Origin of the sequence: Streptomyces sp. NBC_01474 (assembly GCF_035918215.1) — a bacterium.
In the GTDB taxonomy this organism is placed as follows: domain Bacteria; phylum Actinomycetota; class Actinomycetes; order Streptomycetales; family Streptomycetaceae; genus Streptomyces; species Streptomyces aureus.
In genome coordinates, this window is record NZ_CP109449.1 from 5,738,571 (window position 1) to 5,757,041 (window position 18,471).

Genomic DNA, 18,471 nt, shown 5'->3' on the forward strand with positions numbered 1-18,471 from the left:
CTTAACAGAGGAGTTGTCCATGACAGAGGAGAAGAAGCGCACCCGTCGCGCCAACGGGGAGTCAGCCATCTATCTCGGCAAAGACGAACGTTGGCACGCCCGGGTGCCGATGGGGTACAAGGACGATGGAACGCCCTATCGCCGTCACCTGACGCGTCCGACGCGCAAGGAACTCGTGGATGAAGTCCGGCGCCTGGAGAAGCAACGAGACGAGGGTTCGGCTCGTCAGCCTGGCAAGCCGTGGACGGTGGCGAAATGGTTGGAGCACTGGGTCGAAAACATCGCCAAGCCCGTGGTGAGCGAGAACACGTACGACGGCTACGAGGTGGCGGTCCGTGTGCACCTGGTACCGGGTATCGGCAGGCACCGTATCGACCGCCTGGAGCCCGAACACCTGGAGAGTCTTTACCGCCGGATGCAGAACACCGGCAGTAGGGCGGGTACTGCTCACCAGGCCCACCGGACAGCACGCACTGCCCTGGGAGAGGCGGTCCGGCGTGGTCACGCGACGAAGAATGCTGCGGCCTTGGCGAAGCCTCCCCGGATGGAGGAGGACGAGACAGAGGTAGAGCCCTATTCGGTCGACGAGGTGCAGAGCCTCCTACTTGAGGTGAACAAGCGCCGCAACAGCGCGCGTTGGATGTTGGCCCTGGCGCTGGGGCTTCGACAGGGCGAAACGCTCGGACTGCGGTGGTCCGACGTGGACCTGGCCAACGAGTACCTGAAGCTGCGCCGTAACCGGCTGCGGCCGAAGTACGAGCACGGATGCAGTGAGGCAGCGCCCTGCGGGCGGAAAGCCGGGTACTGCCCGACCCGGATTCAAGTGCGCCGTGAGACGAAGAACACCAAGTCCCGCGCCGGCCGACGCGCCGTTCCGCTCCCGGGGCCGCTCGTTGTGATGCTTCGTTCGCATATGGAAGCCCAAGGCCGCGAGCGCGTGACGGCTGGGAACCTGTGGACCGAATCCACCTACGTGTTCACCAAGCCATTGGGCGGAGCCCTCAGCCCGAACACGGATTACCACGATTGGAAACGGCTGCTGGAGGACGCCGGGGTCCGTGACGGCCGCCTGCACGATGCTCGGCACACAGCGGGGACAGTGCTGATGCTGCTCGGTGTTCCCGACCGGGTCATCGATCAGATCATGGGGTGGGAGCCGGGCGGCGCCGCCAGGATGCGAGCACGGTACCTCCACGTGCCCGATGAGCTCCTCAAGGAGGTCGCCCGGAAGATCGGAGCGGCGATCTGGGGAGCCCCCGGAGCGGCCTCTGTGGACAAAGACCAGGACAACGACGGCTGAGACAACGTCGAAGGGCCCCACCGCAAGCGGTGGGGCCCTTCGACGTATTGCCCGGTGAGAGCAATGGCGGAGGATACGAGATTCGAACTCGTGAGGGGTTGCCCCCAACACGCTTTCCAAGCGTGCGCCCTAGGCCACTAGGCGAATCCTCCGCCGCAAACAATACAAGACGTTGGGGGGTGCTCGCGAACATGATCCGGGGGCGGTGATCGGGCCGGGGGCCGGGCTCGTGATTCCGGCCGGGCATCCGCTACTGTGGAGCTCAGCCCCTCACGTGGCGCTATCTGACTGAACTCCCCCAGGGCCGGAAGGCAGCAAGGGTAGGTCGGCTCTGGCGGGTGCGTGAGGGGCGTCTTGCGTTCCGGGGCGGTTCGCCCTCGGCGGCCGTGGTTGTCAGTGGGCGCCTATAACCTCGTATACGTGTCGTCTCTCGCGCTCTACCGCCGCTATCGCCCGGAGTCGTTCGCCGAGGTCATCGGGCAGGAACATGTGACCGACCCGCTGCAGCAGGCGCTGCGGAACAACCGGGTCAATCACGCGTACCTGTTCAGTGGCCCGCGCGGCTGCGGCAAGACGACGAGCGCGCGCATCCTCGCGCGGTGTCTGAACTGCGAGCAGGGGCCCACGCCGACGCCGTGCGGCGAGTGCCAGTCCTGCCGCGACCTGGCGAGGAACGGTCCGGGTTCGATCGACGTCATCGAGATCGACGCCGCTTCGCACGGTGGTGTCGACGACGCCCGTGACCTGCGCGAAAAGGCCTTCTTCGGGCCCGCGAGCAGCCGCTACAAGATCTACATCATCGACGAGGCCCACATGGTCACGTCGGCGGGGTTCAACGCCCTTCTGAAGGTCGTCGAGGAGCCCCCGGAGCACCTCAAGTTCATCTTCGCCACCACCGAGCCAGAGAAGGTCATCGGGACCATCCGGTCGCGTACGCACCACTACCCCTTCCGCCTCGTGCCGCCCGGGACGCTCCGGGAGTACCTCGGTGAGGTCTGCGGCAAGGAGGACATCCCCGTCGCTGAGGGTGTGCTGCCACTGGTCGTGCGGGCCGGCGCCGGTTCCGTGCGTGACTCCATGTCCGTCATGGACCAGCTGCTCGCCGCCGCGGCCGAGGACGGTGTGACGTATGCCATGGCGACGTCTCTCCTCGGATACACGGACGGTTCGCTCCTCGACTCCGTCGTGGAGGCCTTCGCCTCGGGTGACGGCGCGGCCGCCTTCGAGGTCGTCGACCGCGTCATCGAGGGGGGCAACGACCCGCGCCGGTTCGTCGCCGACCTCCTGGAGCGGCTGCGGGACCTGGTGATCCTGGCCGCCGTCCCGGACGCGGCCGAGAAGGGCCTCATCGACGCCCCCGTGGACGTCGTCGAGCGGATGCAGGCCCAGGCCGGAGTCTTCGGCGGCGCCGAGCTCAGCCGTGCCGCCGACCTGGTCAACGAGGGGCTCACGGAGATGCGGGGCGCCACCTCGCCCCGCCTCCAGCTCGAGCTGATCTGCGCGCGCGTGCTGCTGCCCGCCGCGTACGACGACGCCCGCTCCGTGATGGCCAGGCTCGACCGTCTGGAGCGCGGCGGCCAGTTCGTACCCGCGGGACAGGGCTCCGGTCCTGCCATGGGGTACGTGCCCGCGCCCGACGCCCATCCCGGTGCGGCCGCGCAGGTCCCTGCGGGCGGCGGTCCTGCCGCTGCCCGGGCGGCGGTGCGGGGACCTGGACCGGGCGGCGAGAGCGCGCCCGCGCCTGCTGCTCCGGCGCCCACTCCTGCCCCGGCTCCTGCTCCTGCCCCGGCTCCCGCTGTTCAGGCCGCGCCCGCTCCGCAGGTGTCCGCGCCTCCGGCCGCGCCCGCCGCTCCCGCCGAACCCGCGCCGGCCGGGGCCGCACCCGGCGCATGGCCCACCGCCGCCCCGGCCGGTGGCGGCAGGCGCCCCGGCGGGTGGCCCACGGCCGCGCCCACCGGCGGAAGCACCGGCGGAGGCACTGGTGGAGGCGCCGGTGGAGGCCAGCCCTCCGCCGCGGCGCCCCCGCCGCCCCCCGCCCAGCCCCAGCCTCAGGCACCCGTTCAGCCCCCCGCCGCGGCACCGCCCGCCGCCGGTGGGCTCGACCCGCGCAGCCTGTGGCCGAACATCCTCGAAGTGGTCAAGAACAAGCGCCGCTTCACCTGGATCCTGCTCAGCCAGAATGCGCAGGTGACCGGCTTCGACGGCACAACCCTCCAGCTCGGCTTCCTGAACGCCGGAGCGCGGGACAACTTCGCGAGCAGCGGCAGCGAAGACGTCCTGCGGACGGCGCTGGCCGAGCAGTTCGGCGTCCACTGGAAGGTCGAGGCGGTCGTCGACCCCTCGGGCGGCGGTGGCGGTGGCCAGGCACCGCCCCCCGCGCCGGGCGGCGGCTATCCGGGCCACGGCGGCGGTGGCGCTCCCGCGGCCCCGACCTCGCCGCGCCCGCCGGCCCCGCAGGCCCAGGCCCCGGCCGCGCCGAGATCCCCGGACCGGTCCGCGCCGCAGGCGTCCGCCCCGGCCCCCGCGCCGAGACCGACCGCCCCGGAGCCGCCCCCGGTCTCCATCGAGGACGACATCCCGGCGGACGACGACCCCGACCTCGACGAGTCGGTCCTCTCCGGCCACGACCTGATCGTCCGCGAGCTCGGCGCGACGGTCGTCGAGGAGTTCACGAACGAGTAGGCGGCGGCAGCAGCAGGGGGCAGGCGGCCATGCCTACGTAGAGCAGCCAGGCCCACCGAGCCGCACCCTTTCGCCCCCGGAAAGCCGCCGGGCCGGGCCCCGGCACCCCGCCTCATGGAGAAACGCACGAACCCCCACCGCCCCCGTGCTCGGTGGCCCGTACAAGAGCACACCGGCCCGCCGCCTATGCTGGCTGGCGTGAAGGTCCTTGTCATCGGCAGCGGCGCCCGCGAACACGCCCTGTGCCGCTCACTGTCCCTCGACCCCGACGTCACCGCGCTGCACTGCGCGCCCGGCAACGCAGGAATCGCCGAGGTCGCCGAGCTGCACCCGGTCGACGCCCTCGACGGCGCCGCCGTGGCCCGGCTGGCCGGTGAGCTGGCCGCGGACCTCGTCGTGGTCGGCCCGGAGGCACCCCTTGTCGCAGGGGTCGCCGACGCCGTACGCACCACGGGCATCCCCTGCTTCGGCCCCTCCGGGGAAGCCGCACAGCTGGAGGGTTCCAAGGCGTTCGCCAAGGACGTGATGGCGGGGGCCGGCGTGCCGACCGCCCGCTCGTACGTCTGCACCACCCCGGACGAGGTCGACGAGGCGCTCGACGCCTTCGGCGCCCCGTACGTGGTCAAGGACGACGGCCTCGCGGCCGGCAAGGGCGTCGTCGTGACCGACGACCTCGAGGCCGCCCGCGCGCACGCCAACGCCTGTGACCGCGTCGTCATCGAGGAGTTCCTCGACGGCCCCGAGGTGTCGCTCTTCGCGATCACCGACGGCGTGACCGTCGTCCCCCTCCAGCCCGCGCAGGACTTCAAGCGCGCGCTCGACGGCGACGCGGGCCCCAACACCGGTGGCATGGGAGCCTATTCGCCGCTGCCGTGGGCCGACCCGAAGCTGGTCGACGAGGTCATGGAGACCGTCCTCCAGCCGACCGTCGACGAACTGCGCCGCCGCGGCACGGCCTTCTCGGGTCTGCTGTACGCGGGGCTCGCGATCACCTCGCGCGGCGTACGGGTCATCGAGTTCAACGCCCGGTTCGGCGACCCGGAGACCCAGGTCGTCCTGGCCCGCCTCAAGACCCCGCTCGCGGGCGTCCTCCTCGCCTCGGCCAACGGCACGCTCGCGGACCTGCCGCCCCTGCGCTGGAGCGACGAGGCGGCCGTGACCGTGGTCGTGGCCTCCCACAACTACCCGGAGACGCCGCGCACCGGCGACCCCATCACCGGGCTCGCCGACGTGGCCGCGCAGGATGCGCCCCACGCGTACGTCCTGCACGCCGGGACGAAGCGGGACGGGGACGCCGTCGTCAGCGCCGGCGGCCGCGTGCTCTCGGTGACCGCGACCGGCTCGGACCTCACGCAGGCCCGCGAACGCGCGTACGCGGCGCTGTCGCGCATCGGCCTCGACGGCTCGCAGCACCGCACCGACATCGCGGCGAAGGCGGCCGCGGAGGCCTGACCGAAGCCTCACCTGTGTGAACCTCAGGCCCTTGATCCGAAGCGGATCAGGGGCCTGAATGTCATCCACCTCTACCCAAAGCCATTCCATCGAGTGACCGCTCGTCCATCCGGCTGACGATGCCGTGTGCCCCAACTAGGGTGCGGCGCAGGCGTTCCGGCACTTGGCCCACCGGCATTGCGATGTCAGTGGCGGGTGCCACAGTGGGGGAGTGGACAACGCCATGGGTGCAGGCAACATAGGCAGCAGGGGGTGACGTCGGTCGTGTCCGGTATGGGTGCGGAGGTGGGCGCGCAGGCCGCGCGCTCCCGAGCTCTCGCGGTGCTGCGCATCCGCGGTAGAGCGCTGGCCGTCGCCCTGCTGCCCGCGGCCTTCGCGGTCGTGCTGGCCGCGGGCGCCGCCACCGGGCACATGGCCGGCGACGGCTGGCGGACGGCGCGGTGGATCGTCACGGTCATCTCCCTGGTCGTCCTGGCCGCGGCGGCGGGCATCGCCCTCGTGGTGGCCCGCGCCCGCCCGGCGGTCAGCCCGACGGTGCCGATCGCTGAGGAGCGGGCCCCCGATCTCTACCGCCTGGTGCGCGATCTGGCCGACCGGCTCGACGTACCGGCCCCCTCGGCCATAGCGCTCACCCCGGACTGCGACAGCTGGCTGGAGGACCGTACGCATCCCGCGCACGGACCGCCCAGGTCCAAGGACGAAGAGGGCCGGATCCCGCGTGACGCCGACGACCTGGGGATCCGGGGCGGTGCAGGCAGAGGCCGGGTGCCCGCCGCGCCCGTCCTGGTCATCGGCTCCCCCTTCCTGTGGTGGATGCGCGTGGGCGAGCTGCGCGCCGTACTCGCCCCGGTCGTCGCCGGTACGGGGCCGTCGGCGCACCCGGACATAGCGGCCGCGCGCCGCTTCGTGCGGGGCCTGGACGCGGCGGTCGCCGTCGCCGCGACGCCCGGTCGCGGACCGCTGGGGCGGGCGGTCCTCGGTTGCGTCGGCTGGGTCGCGCGCCTGCTCCTTCGCAGCTGCCGGGGTCACGCGGGCGAGATGGAGCGCGGGGTCGCCGCGGCCGCCGCCGAGCGCGCACAGACTGTGGACTACGGCGTGCGGATCGTCGCCCAGGAGCAGGTGGGTCTGGCCTACGCGGGCTGGGACCGGCTCCTCACCCGGGTCGCGCTGCCCGCCTGGCGCATGGGGCGCTGGCCCTCGCGTCTGGACGTGGGCGTCGTCGCCGCCCTCACCGAGCTGTCCCGGCGCGACCGCCTCGCCGAGGGCTTCGCCTCCCGGCTCGGGGAGCGGCCCGCCTGCGATCTGCTGGAGGAGCCGGGCATGGTGGACGAGGCCGCGTCGCTGCTCGCGGCCCGGCTGTTCCACGGAGGCCCCGCCGAGCCGGGCCCCGACTGGGCGCCGGTCGACTGGCAGGAGTATCCGGACGAGGTCGTGGACCGTAAGTGGCGCATGGACGCGGCGCGCCTCCACCGAGTCCTCGACGCACTGGGCGTACGTGGCTCCGCGGACCCCGCGTCCCCCGACCCGGAGGGCCCGACACTCGCCCGGGTGATGGACCACCTCGCGACGGCGACGCGCGCCGGGGACTCCATAAGACCCGTGGCCCCCGTAGACCCGGAAGACCCCACCGTCCCCGCCGAGGACCTCACCGTCCCCGCCGACACCGACTTCACCGTCGCCGAGACCGACCCCACCGTCTTTCCCGACGACGACTCCACCGCCCTCGAGCACTTCGAAGACGCCGAGGACCGCGAGGACACCCCCACCGCTCTGCTCGCCGCCGGCCTGAGTGCCGAGTCGGCCCGCGAGGAGAGTGAGCGCCCTGCCCCGCCCGTGCCCGCCGCCGGACAGGGGCCCGACGGCGCGCTGTGGGACGAGGGCATGCTCCCGCTCTTCCCGCTCCAACCGCCTCGTACGGGACGCGAGTTGGTGGCCGACCACGTTACGGCGATGGTGTGCTGCGCCGCCGTGGACACGGCCGGAGCCGCCCCCGGCCTCGACTGGCTGGACGGCCCCTCGCTCCTGGTCGACGGCGAGCGCGCCAAGGACCTGACCCCGCGAATCCTGAGCCTCGTGGAAGAGGGAGACCCGGAGCCTCTGCGCGCCTGGCTCACCCGCCTCGGCATCCGCCCCGAGAAGCCGGTCCGACTGGCGTAGGCCGCGACAGCGATCGCCGCACACCCGCACCCCTCGCATCCGCACCGCCAACCCCCAACCTCCGGAGGCCCACGTTCCGTTCACGTCAATTCGCGACGAACGGTGACGGAGTGCGTGCGTAATGTGATGTGCTGGGGCCGGTCGCTGACAGACGGAGCGCATAAGAGCTCGGGTAGCGAAGGAGGGAAGCGGGCATGGGGCCGGAACGGGAGGGGCAGAAGGCCGGACGGCCGGAACACGCGCGGTCACCCCGCACCATCCGCCGCTGGGAGTCGGGCGCGCTCGCCCACGCCGTGAGCGACCCCTTCGGCCAGGGCCCCCTGCCGTGGCTGCGCGGCAGCGAGCACTACTTCGACGACACGGGCCAGGTGGTCCCCTGGTACGTCGACCACGTCCCTCAGCCCGGCGCGAGCAACATCGCGACCAGCATCCCGAGCCCCCGCACCAGCGGCCCCCGCATGGCCGACGACGTGCACCGCCAGATCAAGGGCTTCACGTCGACCGGAGCGGCCGCGCCCGGCGAGGCGATCGACTTCCACATCACGGTGGACCCGCCCCAGCAGTTCAGCGTCGACATCTACCGCATCGGCCACTACGGCGGCGACGGTGCCAGCAAGATCATCACCAGCCCGCGGCTCTCCGGCATCGTCCAGCCGCCCCCGCTCACCGCGGACCGCACGGTCTCCTGCCACCACTGGTGGCTGTCCTGGCGCCTGCAGATCCCGTCGTTCTGGAGCGTGGGGGCGTACGTGGCCGTCCTCACCACCGTCGACGGCTACCGCTCGCACGTCCCCTTCACAGTCCGCGACAGCCGCCCCGCCGACCTCCTCCTGCTCCTGCCAGACGTGACCTGGCAGGCGTACAACCTCTACCCGGAGGACGGGCACACGGGGGCGAGTCTCTACCACGCGTGGGACGAGGAAGGGCGGCTGCTCGGCGAGGGCGACTCCGCCACGACGGTCTCCTTCGACCGCCCGTACGCCGGCGCGGGCCTCCCCCTGCACGTCGGTCACGCCTACGACTTCATCCGCTGGGCCGAGCGATACGGCTACGACCTCGCGTACGCCGACGCCCGCGACCTGCACGCGGGCCGCATCGACCCGACCCGCTACCGGGGCCTCGTCTTCCCCGGACACGACGAGTACTGGTCGACGCCGATGCGCCGCACCACCGAAGCGGCCCGCGAGCACGGCACCTCACTCGTGTTCCTCTCCGCCAACACCATGTACTGGCAGGTGGAGTTGGGCCCGTCCCCGTCCGGGGTGCCGGACCGGCTGCTCACCTGCCACAAGCGCAGGGCACCCGGGAAGTCCGCCCTGTGGCGCGAGATCGACCGCCCCGAGCAGCAGCTCATGGGCATCCAGTACGCGGGCCGCGTCCCCGAGCCGCACCCCCTCGTCGTGCGGAACGCGGACCACTGGCTGTGGGAGGCCACCGGGGCACACGAGGGCGACGAGATCGACGGACTGGTCGCCGGCGAGGCCGACCGCTACTTCCCGCGCACCGCGCTGCCCGAGCACGAGGACCGCATCCTGCTCGCCCACTCGCCCTACCGTGACAGCGAGCGGGCGCCGCGCCATCAGGAGACGTCCCTGTACCGGGCGCCGTCCGGATCGCTGGTCTTCGCGTCCGGCACGTTCGCCTGGTCCCCGGCGCTCGACCGCCCCGGCCACGTCGACCCGCGGATCCAGCGCGCGACGGCCAACCTCCTCGACCGGATCTGCAAACGCGACTGACCCGTCCCGCCCCACCGCTGCCGCACCCGCCGGACCCGTGGCCAAAACTCATCCCCGTATGAGCGAGAATCAGGTGCACTCGTACATATCCACGGGGAGGAACCGTGTCCGGATTCGTCGAAAAGCCCGAACCTCAGCAGGTGCCGGGCCTGGTACACCTCCACACCGGCAAGGTGCGGGACCTGTACCGGAACGAGGCGGGCGACCTCGTGATGGTCGCCTCCGACCGCATGTCCGCCTATGACTGGGTACTGCCCACCCCCATCCCCGACAAGGGCCGCGTGCTCACGCAGCTGTCGCTGTGGTGGTTCGACCAGCTCTCCGACCTGGTCCCCAACCACGTCCTGTCGACCGAGCTGCCGCCCGGCGCGCCCGCCGACTGGCAGGGCCGCACCCTCATCTGCAAGTCGCTGCGCATGGTCCCCGTCGAGTGCGTGGCCCGCGGCTATCTCACGGGCTCCGGCCTCGTCGAGTACAACGAGTCGCGCACGGTCTGCGGCCTCGCCCTGCCCGAGGGCCTGACCGACGGCTCTGAGCTGCCCGCCCCGATCTTCACGCCCGCCACGAAGGCCGAGGTCGGCGAGCACGACGAGAACGTGTCGTACGAGGAGGTGGTCCGCCAGGTCGGCGCGGAGACCGCCGCCGAGCTGCGCCGGATGACTCTCGCCGTCTACGGCCGGGCCCGGGACATCGCGCGTGAGCGCGGCGTGATCCTCGCGGACACCAAGTTCGAGTTCGGCTTCGACGGCGAGACGCTGATCGTCGGCGACGAGGTCCTCACCCCGGACTCTTCCCGCTTCTGGCCCGCGGCCGAGTGGGAGCCGGGTCACGCGCAGCCGTCGTTCGACAAGCAGTACGTGCGGAACTGGCTGACGGGCCCCGAGTCGGGCTGGGACCGCAAGAGCGAGCAGCCGCCGCCCGCGCTGCCGCAGCAGGTCGTGGACGCGACGCGCGCCAAGTACATCGAGGCGTACGAGCGCCTGACCGGCGTCAGCTGGTAGCGACGGCGCGCCAGACACGCGAAAGCCCCCGGCACCTGAGGTGCCGGGGGCTTTCTGTGGAGCGAACGACGAGGTTCGAACTCGCGACCTCAACCTTGGCAAGGTTGCGCTCTACCAACTGAGCTACGTTCGCACTGCGCCGTGGCGCGAGAGCAACTATACCCAACCTCGCTCCCGTGCGAGCCGCACCGCCGAGTGCCGGTTCTCGGCGCCGAGCTTCGAGACGGCGGACGACAGATAGTTCCGCACGGTCCCCTGCGAGAGCGCGGCGCGCTCGGCGATCTCCGCGACGGGCGCCCCGTCGGCGGCGAATTCGAGCACCTCGGCCTCGCGCGCGGTCAGCGGGGAGTCGCCCGCGGCGATCGCGTCGGCCGCCAACTCCGGGTCCACATAACGGTTTCCCGCGTGCACGGTCCGAATGATCTCGGCGAGCCGCTGGGCGCTCACGGTCTTCGGCACGAACCCGCGCACCCCGGCGGACAGGGCCCGCTTCAGATGCCCGGGACGCCCATGGCCGGTCACGATCATGACCCGGCACGCGGGCAGTTCACCGCGCAGCGCTGTGGCGACCTTCACACCGTCGGCGCCCGGCATCTCCAGATCGAGCACGGCCACATCGGGCCGGTGGGCCCGCGCCATGGCGAGCGCCTCGGGCCCGGTGGCGGCCTCGGCGACGACGACCAGATCGTCCTCGAGGCCGAGCAGCGCGGCGAGCGCCCCGCGGATGAGGTGCTCGTCATCGGCGAGCAGCACGCGCACGGTCACCCGGCGCTCCTTTCGTACGCGGCGTCGCGCCGCGGTCCCACGGTGCGCCCGGCCAGCGGCACTTCGGCCACCACCCGGAACACCCCGTCCGCATCTGCCACCACACCCGCCTCAAGCGTCCCGTCGACCTCGGCGAGGCGCTCCCTCAGTCCTGCGAGCCCGGACCCGCCGCTCAGGGCCCCCGGGGCCTTGGCCCCGTCGTTCTCCACGCTCAGGACCACCGCGTCCGGCCCCACCCGTACGCCGATGTCGCAGCGCCGGGCGTCCCCGTGCCGCAGGACGTTCGTCGTGGCCTCGCGCACGACCCAGCCGAGGGCGGACTGCACGGGGCCGGGCAGCCCGGCGGCCGGGCCCGCCACGTCGCAGGAGATCCCCGCCGCGGTCAACACACCCTGCGCGCCCGCAAGTTCGGCCGACAGATCGGCCTCGCGGTAGCCGCGTACGACCTCCCGTACTTCCTTCTGCGATTCCTGGGCGATGCGCTGGACCTCGGTCATCTGGTCCACGGCCTCGGGCCGCCCGCGCCGCGTGAGCTGCACCGCGAGCTCGCTCTTGAGCGCGATCACGGCGAGATTCCTGCCCATCACGTCATGGAGATCGCGCCCGAACCGCAGCCGTTCCTCGGCGACGGCGAGTCGCGCCCTGGTCTCGCGGGCCTCGTCGAGTTCGTGGACGGCGTTCAGCAGCCAGACGGAGAATCCGGCGGTCAGGGCGAAGATCGCGGTGGTGAACAGCACGGTGGCCGCCGTGATGAGGGCGGCCGGCGCGGGCAGCCCGGACGGCACGGACGCCGCCCCGGCGCCGAGGGACGCGCCGAGCGCCGCGCCGATCACCCGCCTGCGGGTGCGCAGTCCGGGCGTGGCACAGCCCGCGCCGACCATGAGGATGCCGACGAAGAGGACGAGCGCCGTGCGGGTGCCGGCCTCCTCGTCCGCGGGCACCCGCAGCATCACGCCGAGCGTCCCGACGGAGATCACGGCGGTGGCGACCCCGTACGCGATGACCAGGCGGACCGGCTGCTCGCGCCGGCCGCGCGTCCAGTCGAGCGCCTTGGACGTGGTCACCGCGCCGAGCACGGCGTGCGCGCAGAGCGCCAGGAGCAGGGACCAGGCGAGCGCGGCCGGTACCTCACCGAAGGCGAGCGGGCCGAGCCAGAAGATCTCGACGAGCCCGAAGGACTGCAGAGACCACCGTGTGTACGTCTCCACCTTCGCCGGGGTGCTCTTCCCCCGCCACCATGCGCCAGGCCGCCTCATGTCCCCGCTCCGTCGGATCAACGCCGTGGTTCCCAGCGGAACCACCGTCGTACAGCAAACACGGCGAGGACGGTCCAGGCCACAGCGGTGGCGACGGCTCCCAGGGCGTCGTACGCGGAGAGGTCCCCGGTCCAGCCGCCCCGTACGAGGGTGATCACCGGTGTGAGGGGCAGCAGTTCGCACAGCGACGCGAGGCGGTCCGGCATGACTTCGAGGGGCACGACGGTGCCGGAGCCGAGCATCGAGAGAAGCAGCAGCGGCATGGCCGCGACCTGCGCGCTCTCGACGCTCTTGCTGAAACTCGCGGTGACGGCGGCGAGCGCGGGCCACATCACCAGGCCCAGCAGCAGCCCGAGTACGGCGTAATAGGGCGCCTGCGGAGCCCCCACGTCGAGGAACGCCGTGCAGGCGGCGACGAGCACGAGGCTCTGCGCGAGGCCGATGGCGACGGAGGGCACGGCGGCACCGGCGAGGATCTCCGCGTCCCGCAGCTCGCCGGTGCGCAGCCGCTTGAGGACGAGTTCCTCGCGCCGGGCCGCGTAGACGCCGACCAGCGCGCTGTAGACGGCGAAGAGGAGGGAGAAGCCGATGGCGGACGGCAGCAGCACCGAGCCGACGGTGAGCCCCGCGCCCTTCAGGTCCATGCTGTCGATCGACGAGCGCACGCTGAACGGCAGCACCAGCGGTACGAACACCGCGGTGAAGAGCGTGCCCTTGCTGCGGCCGATCAGCGTCAGCTCCGCGCGGGCGAGCGCCCGCATCCGCCCGGCGGCCGTCGTGCCGGCCGTGGCCGTGGGCTTCGTCCTGTCCGTCACGACCGCGCTCATCGCGCCGCCACCTCGTCCCTGTTCTCCGGGCCGGCCATGGTTTCCGTACGCGCGTCCTGAGCGATCCGCAGGAACGCCTCTTCGAGGGACGCGCTGCGCACGTCGAGCCCCCGCAGCTCGACCCGGGCGTCTCTGGCCCACAGCAGGAGCCCGGTGGCGGCCCGTTGGAGCTCGTCCGTCCGCAGCCGGATGGTGCGACCGTCCGTCTCGTGGCGGCTCACCCCGAGCTCCGCGAGCGGCGGGAGGTCACCGGGGAAGTAGCCGTCGGGCAGTTCGAAGGAGATGTGCGAGGGCTGGGCGGCGACGACCTCGTCGACGCGGCCCTCGGCGGCGATCCGCCCCTCGTGGAGGATGGCGAGCCGGTCGGCGAGCTCCTCGGCCTCTTCGAGGTAGTGGGTGGTCAGCAGCACGGTGGTGCCCTCGGCGCGCAGCTCGCGCACCAGGTTCCAGGTCGCGCGCCGCCCCTCGGCGTCGAGGCCGGTGGTCGGCTCGTCGAGGAAGAGGACCTCGGGCCGGCCGAGCAGTGCGAGCGCCAGGTCAAGGCGCCGCTTCTCGCCGCCGGACAGCTGCTTCACACGGACCCGGGACCGCCGTTCGAGCCCGACGAGCTCAAGGGCCTCACCGGCGGGCCGGGCACCGCTCGTGCACCCACCCCACATCCGGACGGCCTCGGCCACGGTCAGCTCGGACGGAAAGCCGCCTTCCTGGAGCATGACCCCGACGCGCGGCCTGACCAGGTCGCGTTCCGTGTAGGGGTCGTGCCCGAGGACCCGTACACGGCCGCCGGCCGGGACGGCGAGTCCTTCGAGGAGTTCGACGGTGGAGGTCTTGCCCGCGCCGTTGGTGCCGAGGAGGGCGAAGAGTTCTCCGCGGGCGACGGAGAAGGTCACTCCGCGCACCGCCTCGTACGAGCCCCCGTACACGCGTCGCAGATCGGTGACGTCGATCACGTGCTCGTTCGTTTCCATGCTCCGAGCCTCTCCCGACACGGAGGCGAGGAGCAGTGCGCGCTGTCACCGGACCGCATGACAAATGTCAGAGCGGGGTTCGGACATGCAGAAGGCCCCGGTCCGATGGACCGGGGCCTTCAACTGGAGCGAACGACGAGGTTCGAACTCGCGACCTCAACCTTGGCAAGGTTGCGCTCTACCAACTGAGCTACGTTCGCACTGCCTCCGATCGACTCTCATCGATCGGCGCGAGCACCAGCCTACCGCACTCCGGAGAGTGATCGGTACGCCATGCAGAGCGGGTGACAGGAATTGCACACTGCGCCTTCCCCCTGGAAGGGGGATGTTCTACTACTGAACTACACCCGCAAGACTCCGTGAGGTCCGGCCTTTCGGCCTCGCCCCTCGGCGTGCTCCAGACTTTAGCTGATCAACAGGGGTGGAGCGCAAGTCGGCTGCTCTGCGGGCTGCCCGAGGGGGTCAGTTGGCCGCCTCGAACGCCTCGTAGACCCGCTTGGGGATGCGGCCGCGCGGCGGGACGTCCATCTTGTGCGAGCGCGCCCAGGCGCGGACGGCCGCCGGGTCGGCGGACACCGCGGTGTGCTTGAAGCTCCTGACGGTCTTCCCCGAGGCGCCCTTGCCCGAGCCGGTCTGCTTGCGGCCGGCCTGGAGGAAGGGGGCCAGGGCCGTGCGCAGTTTCTTGGCATTGGCTGGATTCAGGTCGATCTCGTACGACTTGCCGTCGAGACCGAACGCGACCGTTTCTGCGGCATCTCCGCCGTCGATGTCGTCGGAGAGAGTGACCACGACACGCTGCGCCACGAATATCGGTCCCTTCGTGCGACATCTGCACCTTGACGTGCGCCGATGTCGACTGTCCGGCTGTTATGGGGCAAAGCAGAGGCGAACTGCTCGCTTTCGCCATTTCCTTTTTACCTTGCCTGGCATTGCATTGTGAAGACCGACTAAATCCCTCCGCGTGTCCGGAGGCAATGGGTCTCCGAAATCTTTCCCCCGATTTTCCACGGGGTCACCGCGCTGTTGCAGTAACGTGATCCGGCTCTCGTAGCTTCCTACGGTCTACGCGAGTAGAAATTTTGTCCGGGTAGTCTGAAGGGACCTGCTCAGCACCACACACCGGGAGTGCCAGTGGCACGCGTCGTAGTCGACGTCATGCTCAAGCCGGAGATCCTCGACCCCCAGGGCCAGGCGGTGCAGCGTGCACTGCCGCGCCTCGGTTTCGAGGGCATCTCCGACGTACGTCAGGGAAAGCGATTCGAACTCGAGGTTGACGGGCCCGTCGACGATGCCGTCCTCGCCCGTATCCATGAGTTGGCCGACACGTTCCTCGCCAACACTGTGATCGAGAACTTCACCGTGAAGGTGGAAGAGCCCGCGGTGGGGGCAGAAAAGTGACCGCTCGTATTGGAGTCGTCACCTTTCCTGGATCCCTCGACGACCGGGACACGCAGCGCGCGATCCGACTCGCCGGCGCGGAACCCGTAGCCCTCTGGCACAAGGACAAGGATCTGAAGCAGGTCGACGCGGTCGTCCTGCCCGGTGGATTCTCCTACGGCGACTATCTGCGGGCGGGTGCCATCTCCCGGTTCTCGCCGGTGATGGAGAGCGTCGTCGACCAGGCCAAGGCGGGTCTTCCCGTTCTCGGTATCTGCAATGGCTTCCAGGTCCTCACCGAGGCGCACCTGCTCCCCGGCGCGATGCTCGGCAACGACCATCTGCACTTCATCTGCCGTGACCAGAAGCTGCGTGTCGAGAACACGGACACCGCCTGGACCGCCGACTACACGGCAGGCCAGGAGATCCACATCCCGCTGAAGAACATGGACGGCCGCTACGTCGCCGACGAGCACACGCTGGACATGCTGGAGGCGGAGGGCCGCGTCGCCTTCCGTTACGTGGGCTTCAACCCGAACGGTTCGCTCCGTGACATCGCCGGCATCACGAACGAGGCGGGCAACGTCGTCGGTCTGATGCCGCACCCGGAGCACGCCGTCGAGCCGCTCGTCGGCTCCAGTCGCACCGACGGCCTCCCCTTCTTCACCTCGATCCTCAAGAAGCTGGTCGCCGCCTCATGAGCCTCGACACCGTTGAGAACGCCGCAAAGACCCCTGACGTCGAGCTTCCCTGGGCCGAACTCGGCCTGAAGAAGGACGAGTACGAGCGGGTCGTGGAGATCCTCGGCCGCCGCCCGACCGGCGCCGAGCTCGCCATGTACTCCGTGATGTGGTCCGAGCACTGCTCGTACAAGTCGTCCAAGATCCACCTGCGCCAGTTCGGCGAGAAGGCGCCGCAGTCCGACGCGCTGCTCGTCGGCATCGGTGAGAACGCCGGTGTCGTGGACGTCGGCCAGGGCTACGCCGTCACCTTCAAGGTCGAGTCGCACAACCACCCGTCGTACGTCGAGCCCTACCAGGGCGCGGCCACCGGCGTCGGCGGCATCGTGCGCGACATCATCGCGATGGGCGCGCGCCCGGTCGCGGTCGTCGACCCGCTGCGCTTCGGCGCGGCCGACCACCCCGACACCAAGCGGGTGCTGCCGGGTGTCGTCGCCGGCATCGGCGGCTACGGCAACTGCCTAGGCCTGCCGAACATCGGCGGCGAGGTTGTCTTCGACGCCTGCTACCAGGGCAACCCGCTGGTCAACGCTGGCGCCATCGGTGTCATGCGGCACGAGGACATTCACCTCGCGAAGGCGTCGGGGCCGGGCAACAAGGTCATCATGTACGGGGCCCGGACGGGCGGTGACGGCATCGGTGGCGCCTCGATCCTGGCCTCCGAGACCTTCGACGACGCGAAGCCCTCGAAGCGTCCCGCCGTCCAGGTCGGTGACCCCTTCCAGGAGAAGCTCCTCATCGAGTGCACCCTGGAGGCCTTCGCCGAGAAGCTCGTCGTCGGCATCCAGGACCTCGGAGCCGCCGGAATCTCCTGCGCCACCAGCGAGCTGGCGTCCAACGGCACGGGCGGCATGCGCGTCGAGCTGGACGACGTACCGCTGCGCGACTCCACGCTCTCGCCCGAGGAAATCCTCATGAGCGAGTCGCAGGAGCGCATGTGCGCGGTCGTCGAGCCGGAGAAGGTCGCCCGCTTCCTCGAGATCTGCGAGAAGTGGGACGTCATCGCCACCGTCATCGGTGAGGTCACCGACGGCGACCGCCTGGAGATCTTCTGGCACGGCGAGAAGATCGTCGACGTCGACCCGCGCACGGTCGCCCACGAGGGCCCGACCTACGAGCGCCCGTACGCCCGCCCCGCGTGGCAGGACGCGCTCCAGGCCGACGACGCGAACAAGCTGCCGCGGCCGTCCTCGTCGGACGAGCTGAAGCAGCAGGTCCTCGCGCTGGTCTCGTCGCCGAACCAGGCGTCGAAGAAGTGGATCACCTCGCAGTACGACCACTTCGTGCAGGGCAACACCGTCCTCGCGCAGCCCGAGGACTCGGGCATGATCCGTATCGACGAGGAGTCGGGGCTCGGCGTCGCCATCGCGACCGACGGCAACGGCCGGTACGCGAAGCTCGACCCGTACCACGGCGCGCAGCTCGCCCTCGCCGAGGCGTACCGGAACGTCGCGACGACCGGCGCCAAGCCGCTCGCGATCTCCGACTGCCTGAACTTCGGTTCGCCCGAGGACCCGGACGTCATGTGGCAGTTCGTCGAGGCCATCCGCGGTCTCGCCGACGCCTGCCAGATCCTCGGCACGCCGGTGACCGGCGGCAACGTCTCGCTGTACAACCAGACGGGTGAGGCGGCGATCCACCCGACGCCCGTCGTGGCCGTGCTCGGCGTCATCGACGATGTCGCCCGCCGCACGCCGGTCGCCTTCAGGGAAGAGGGCCAGCTCCTCTACCTGCTCGGCGACACCCGCGAGGAGTTCGGCGGCTCGGCCTGGTCGCAGGTCGTCCACGACCACCTCGGCGGTCTGCCCCCGCAGGTCGACCTGGAGCGGGAGCGGCTGCTCGCCGACATCCTGATCTCGGCGTCCCGCGACGGCATGGTCGACGCCGCGCACGACCTGTCCGACGGCGGCCTGATCCAGGCCGTGGTCGAGTCGGCGATGCTCGGCGACAAGGGCGCGCGGCTCATCGTGCCCGACGGCCTGGACGCGTTCACGTTCCTGTTCTCCGAGTCGGCGGGCCGCGCGGTCGTCGCCGTCCCGCGGAGCGAGGAGCTGCGTTTCACCGACATGTGCGGCGCACGCGGCCTCCCGGCCACCCGCATCGGCGTGGTCGACGGCGACGCGGTGGAGCTCCAGGGCGAGTTCACCCTCCCCCTCACGGCCCTCCGAGAGGCCCACGAGGCAACGATCCCGGCACTGCTGGCCTGACGA

The 18,471-nt window shown here is 71.1% G+C and carries 14 protein-coding genes, 4 tRNA genes and 1 other RNA gene; 10 read left to right on the plus strand and 9 right to left on the minus strand.

Annotation, left to right across the window (positions count from 1 at the left end):
• Positions 1–19 precede the first annotated feature (19 nt).
• Entirely contained in the window at positions 20–1,300 is a 1,281-nt protein-coding gene (locus OG758_RS26380; RefSeq protein WP_326712234.1) for a tyrosine-type recombinase/integrase, read from the plus strand.
• A 64-nt stretch (positions 1,301–1,364) separates the two neighbouring features.
• On the opposite strand, the gene OG758_RS26385 is transcribed toward OG758_RS26380, so the two are convergent.
• Positions 1,365–1,452 (minus strand) — tRNA-Ser (locus OG758_RS26385).
• Between the two features lie 110 nt (positions 1,453–1,562).
• On the opposite strand from OG758_RS26385, the gene ffs reads away from it, so the two are divergent.
• The 6 genes from ffs (at position 1,563) to OG758_RS26415 (ending at position 10,328) form a co-directional block, all read left to right on the plus strand.
• Positions 1,563–1,657: signal recognition particle sRNA small type (gene ffs, locus OG758_RS26390), an RNA gene on the plus strand.
• 63 nt (positions 1,658–1,720) lie between these two features.
• A complete protein-coding gene (locus OG758_RS26395; RefSeq protein ID WP_326712235.1) occupies positions 1,721–3,982 on the plus strand; it encodes a DNA polymerase III subunit gamma and tau in 2,262 nt (753 codons plus the stop codon).
• A 198-nt stretch (positions 3,983–4,180) separates the two neighbouring features.
• Positions 4,181–5,434, plus strand: a complete 1,254-nt coding sequence (gene purD, locus OG758_RS26400; protein WP_326712236.1) for a phosphoribosylamine--glycine ligase — start codon at positions 4,181–4,183, stop codon at positions 5,432–5,434.
• Positions 5,435–5,707: 273 nt separating this feature from the next.
• Positions 5,708–7,591: a hypothetical protein gene (locus tag OG758_RS26405; RefSeq protein ID WP_326716037.1), complete on the plus strand. Its 1,884-nt coding sequence runs from the start codon at positions 5,708–5,710 to the stop codon at positions 7,589–7,591.
• Between the two features lie 194 nt (positions 7,592–7,785).
• Positions 7,786–9,327, plus strand: a complete 1,542-nt coding sequence (locus tag OG758_RS26410; RefSeq protein ID WP_326712237.1) for a N,N-dimethylformamidase beta subunit family domain-containing protein — start codon at positions 7,786–7,788, stop codon at positions 9,325–9,327.
• Positions 9,328–9,431: 104 nt separating this feature from the next.
• Complete coding sequence (locus tag OG758_RS26415) at positions 9,432–10,328, plus strand: phosphoribosylaminoimidazolesuccinocarboxamide synthase (protein WP_326712238.1); 897 nt, start codon at positions 9,432–9,434, stop codon at positions 10,326–10,328.
• A 57-nt stretch (positions 10,329–10,385) separates the two neighbouring features.
• On the opposite strand, the gene OG758_RS26420 is transcribed toward OG758_RS26415, so the two are convergent.
• The 8 genes from OG758_RS26420 to OG758_RS26455 all read right to left on the minus strand — a co-directional run bounded on the left by OG758_RS26420 (position 10,386) and on the right by OG758_RS26455 (position 14,948).
• A tRNA-Gly gene (locus tag OG758_RS26420) sits at positions 10,386–10,461 on the minus strand.
• 23 nt (positions 10,462–10,484) lie between these two features.
• On the minus strand, positions 10,485–11,093 hold the full coding sequence (locus tag OG758_RS26425) for a response regulator transcription factor (protein WP_266562544.1): 609 nt from the start codon (positions 11,091–11,093) through the stop codon (positions 10,485–10,487).
• Entirely contained in the window at positions 11,090–12,349 is a 1,260-nt protein-coding gene (locus OG758_RS26430; RefSeq protein WP_326712239.1) for a sensor histidine kinase, read from the minus strand. The genes OG758_RS26425 and OG758_RS26430 overlap by 4 nt, the downstream gene beginning before the upstream one ends.
• Before the next feature lie 17 nt (positions 12,350–12,366).
• Positions 12,367–13,176 carry an ABC transporter permease gene (locus OG758_RS26435; protein WP_326712240.1) on the minus strand — a complete coding sequence of 270 codons (810 nt, stop codon included), beginning with the start codon at positions 13,174–13,176 and terminating at the stop codon, positions 12,367–12,369.
• Positions 13,173–14,144, minus strand: a complete 972-nt coding sequence (locus tag OG758_RS26440; RefSeq protein ID WP_326712241.1) for an ABC transporter ATP-binding protein — start codon at positions 14,142–14,144, stop codon at positions 13,173–13,175. Before OG758_RS26440 ends, OG758_RS26435 begins: the two co-directional genes overlap by 4 nt.
• A gap of 124 nt (positions 14,145–14,268) precedes the next feature.
• Positions 14,269–14,344, minus strand: a tRNA-Gly gene (locus OG758_RS26445).
• 79 nt (positions 14,345–14,423) lie between these two features.
• Positions 14,424–14,495, minus strand: a tRNA-Gly gene (locus OG758_RS26450).
• A gap of 111 nt (positions 14,496–14,606) precedes the next feature.
• A complete protein-coding gene (locus tag OG758_RS26455; protein WP_326712242.1) occupies positions 14,607–14,948 on the minus strand; it encodes a histone-like nucleoid-structuring protein Lsr2 in 342 nt (113 codons plus the stop codon).
• A 327-nt stretch (positions 14,949–15,275) separates the two neighbouring features.
• On the opposite strand from OG758_RS26455, the gene purS reads away from it, so the two are divergent.
• Genes purS through purL form a run of 3 tightly spaced genes read left to right on the plus strand, consistent with a single transcriptional unit; the run spans position 15,276 to position 18,468 of the window.
• Positions 15,276–15,542: a phosphoribosylformylglycinamidine synthase subunit PurS gene (gene purS / locus OG758_RS26460; protein ID WP_100598945.1), complete on the plus strand. Its 267-nt coding sequence runs from the start codon at positions 15,276–15,278 to the stop codon at positions 15,540–15,542.
• A complete protein-coding gene (purQ, locus tag OG758_RS26465) occupies positions 15,539–16,222 on the plus strand; it encodes a phosphoribosylformylglycinamidine synthase subunit PurQ (protein WP_326712243.1) in 684 nt (227 codons plus the stop codon). Before purS ends, purQ begins: the two co-directional genes overlap by 4 nt.
• Entirely contained in the window at positions 16,219–18,468 is a 2,250-nt protein-coding gene (purL, locus tag OG758_RS26470; RefSeq protein ID WP_326712244.1) for a phosphoribosylformylglycinamidine synthase subunit PurL, read from the plus strand. The genes purQ and purL overlap by 4 nt, the downstream gene beginning before the upstream one ends.
• Positions 18,469–18,471 lie beyond the last annotated feature (3 nt).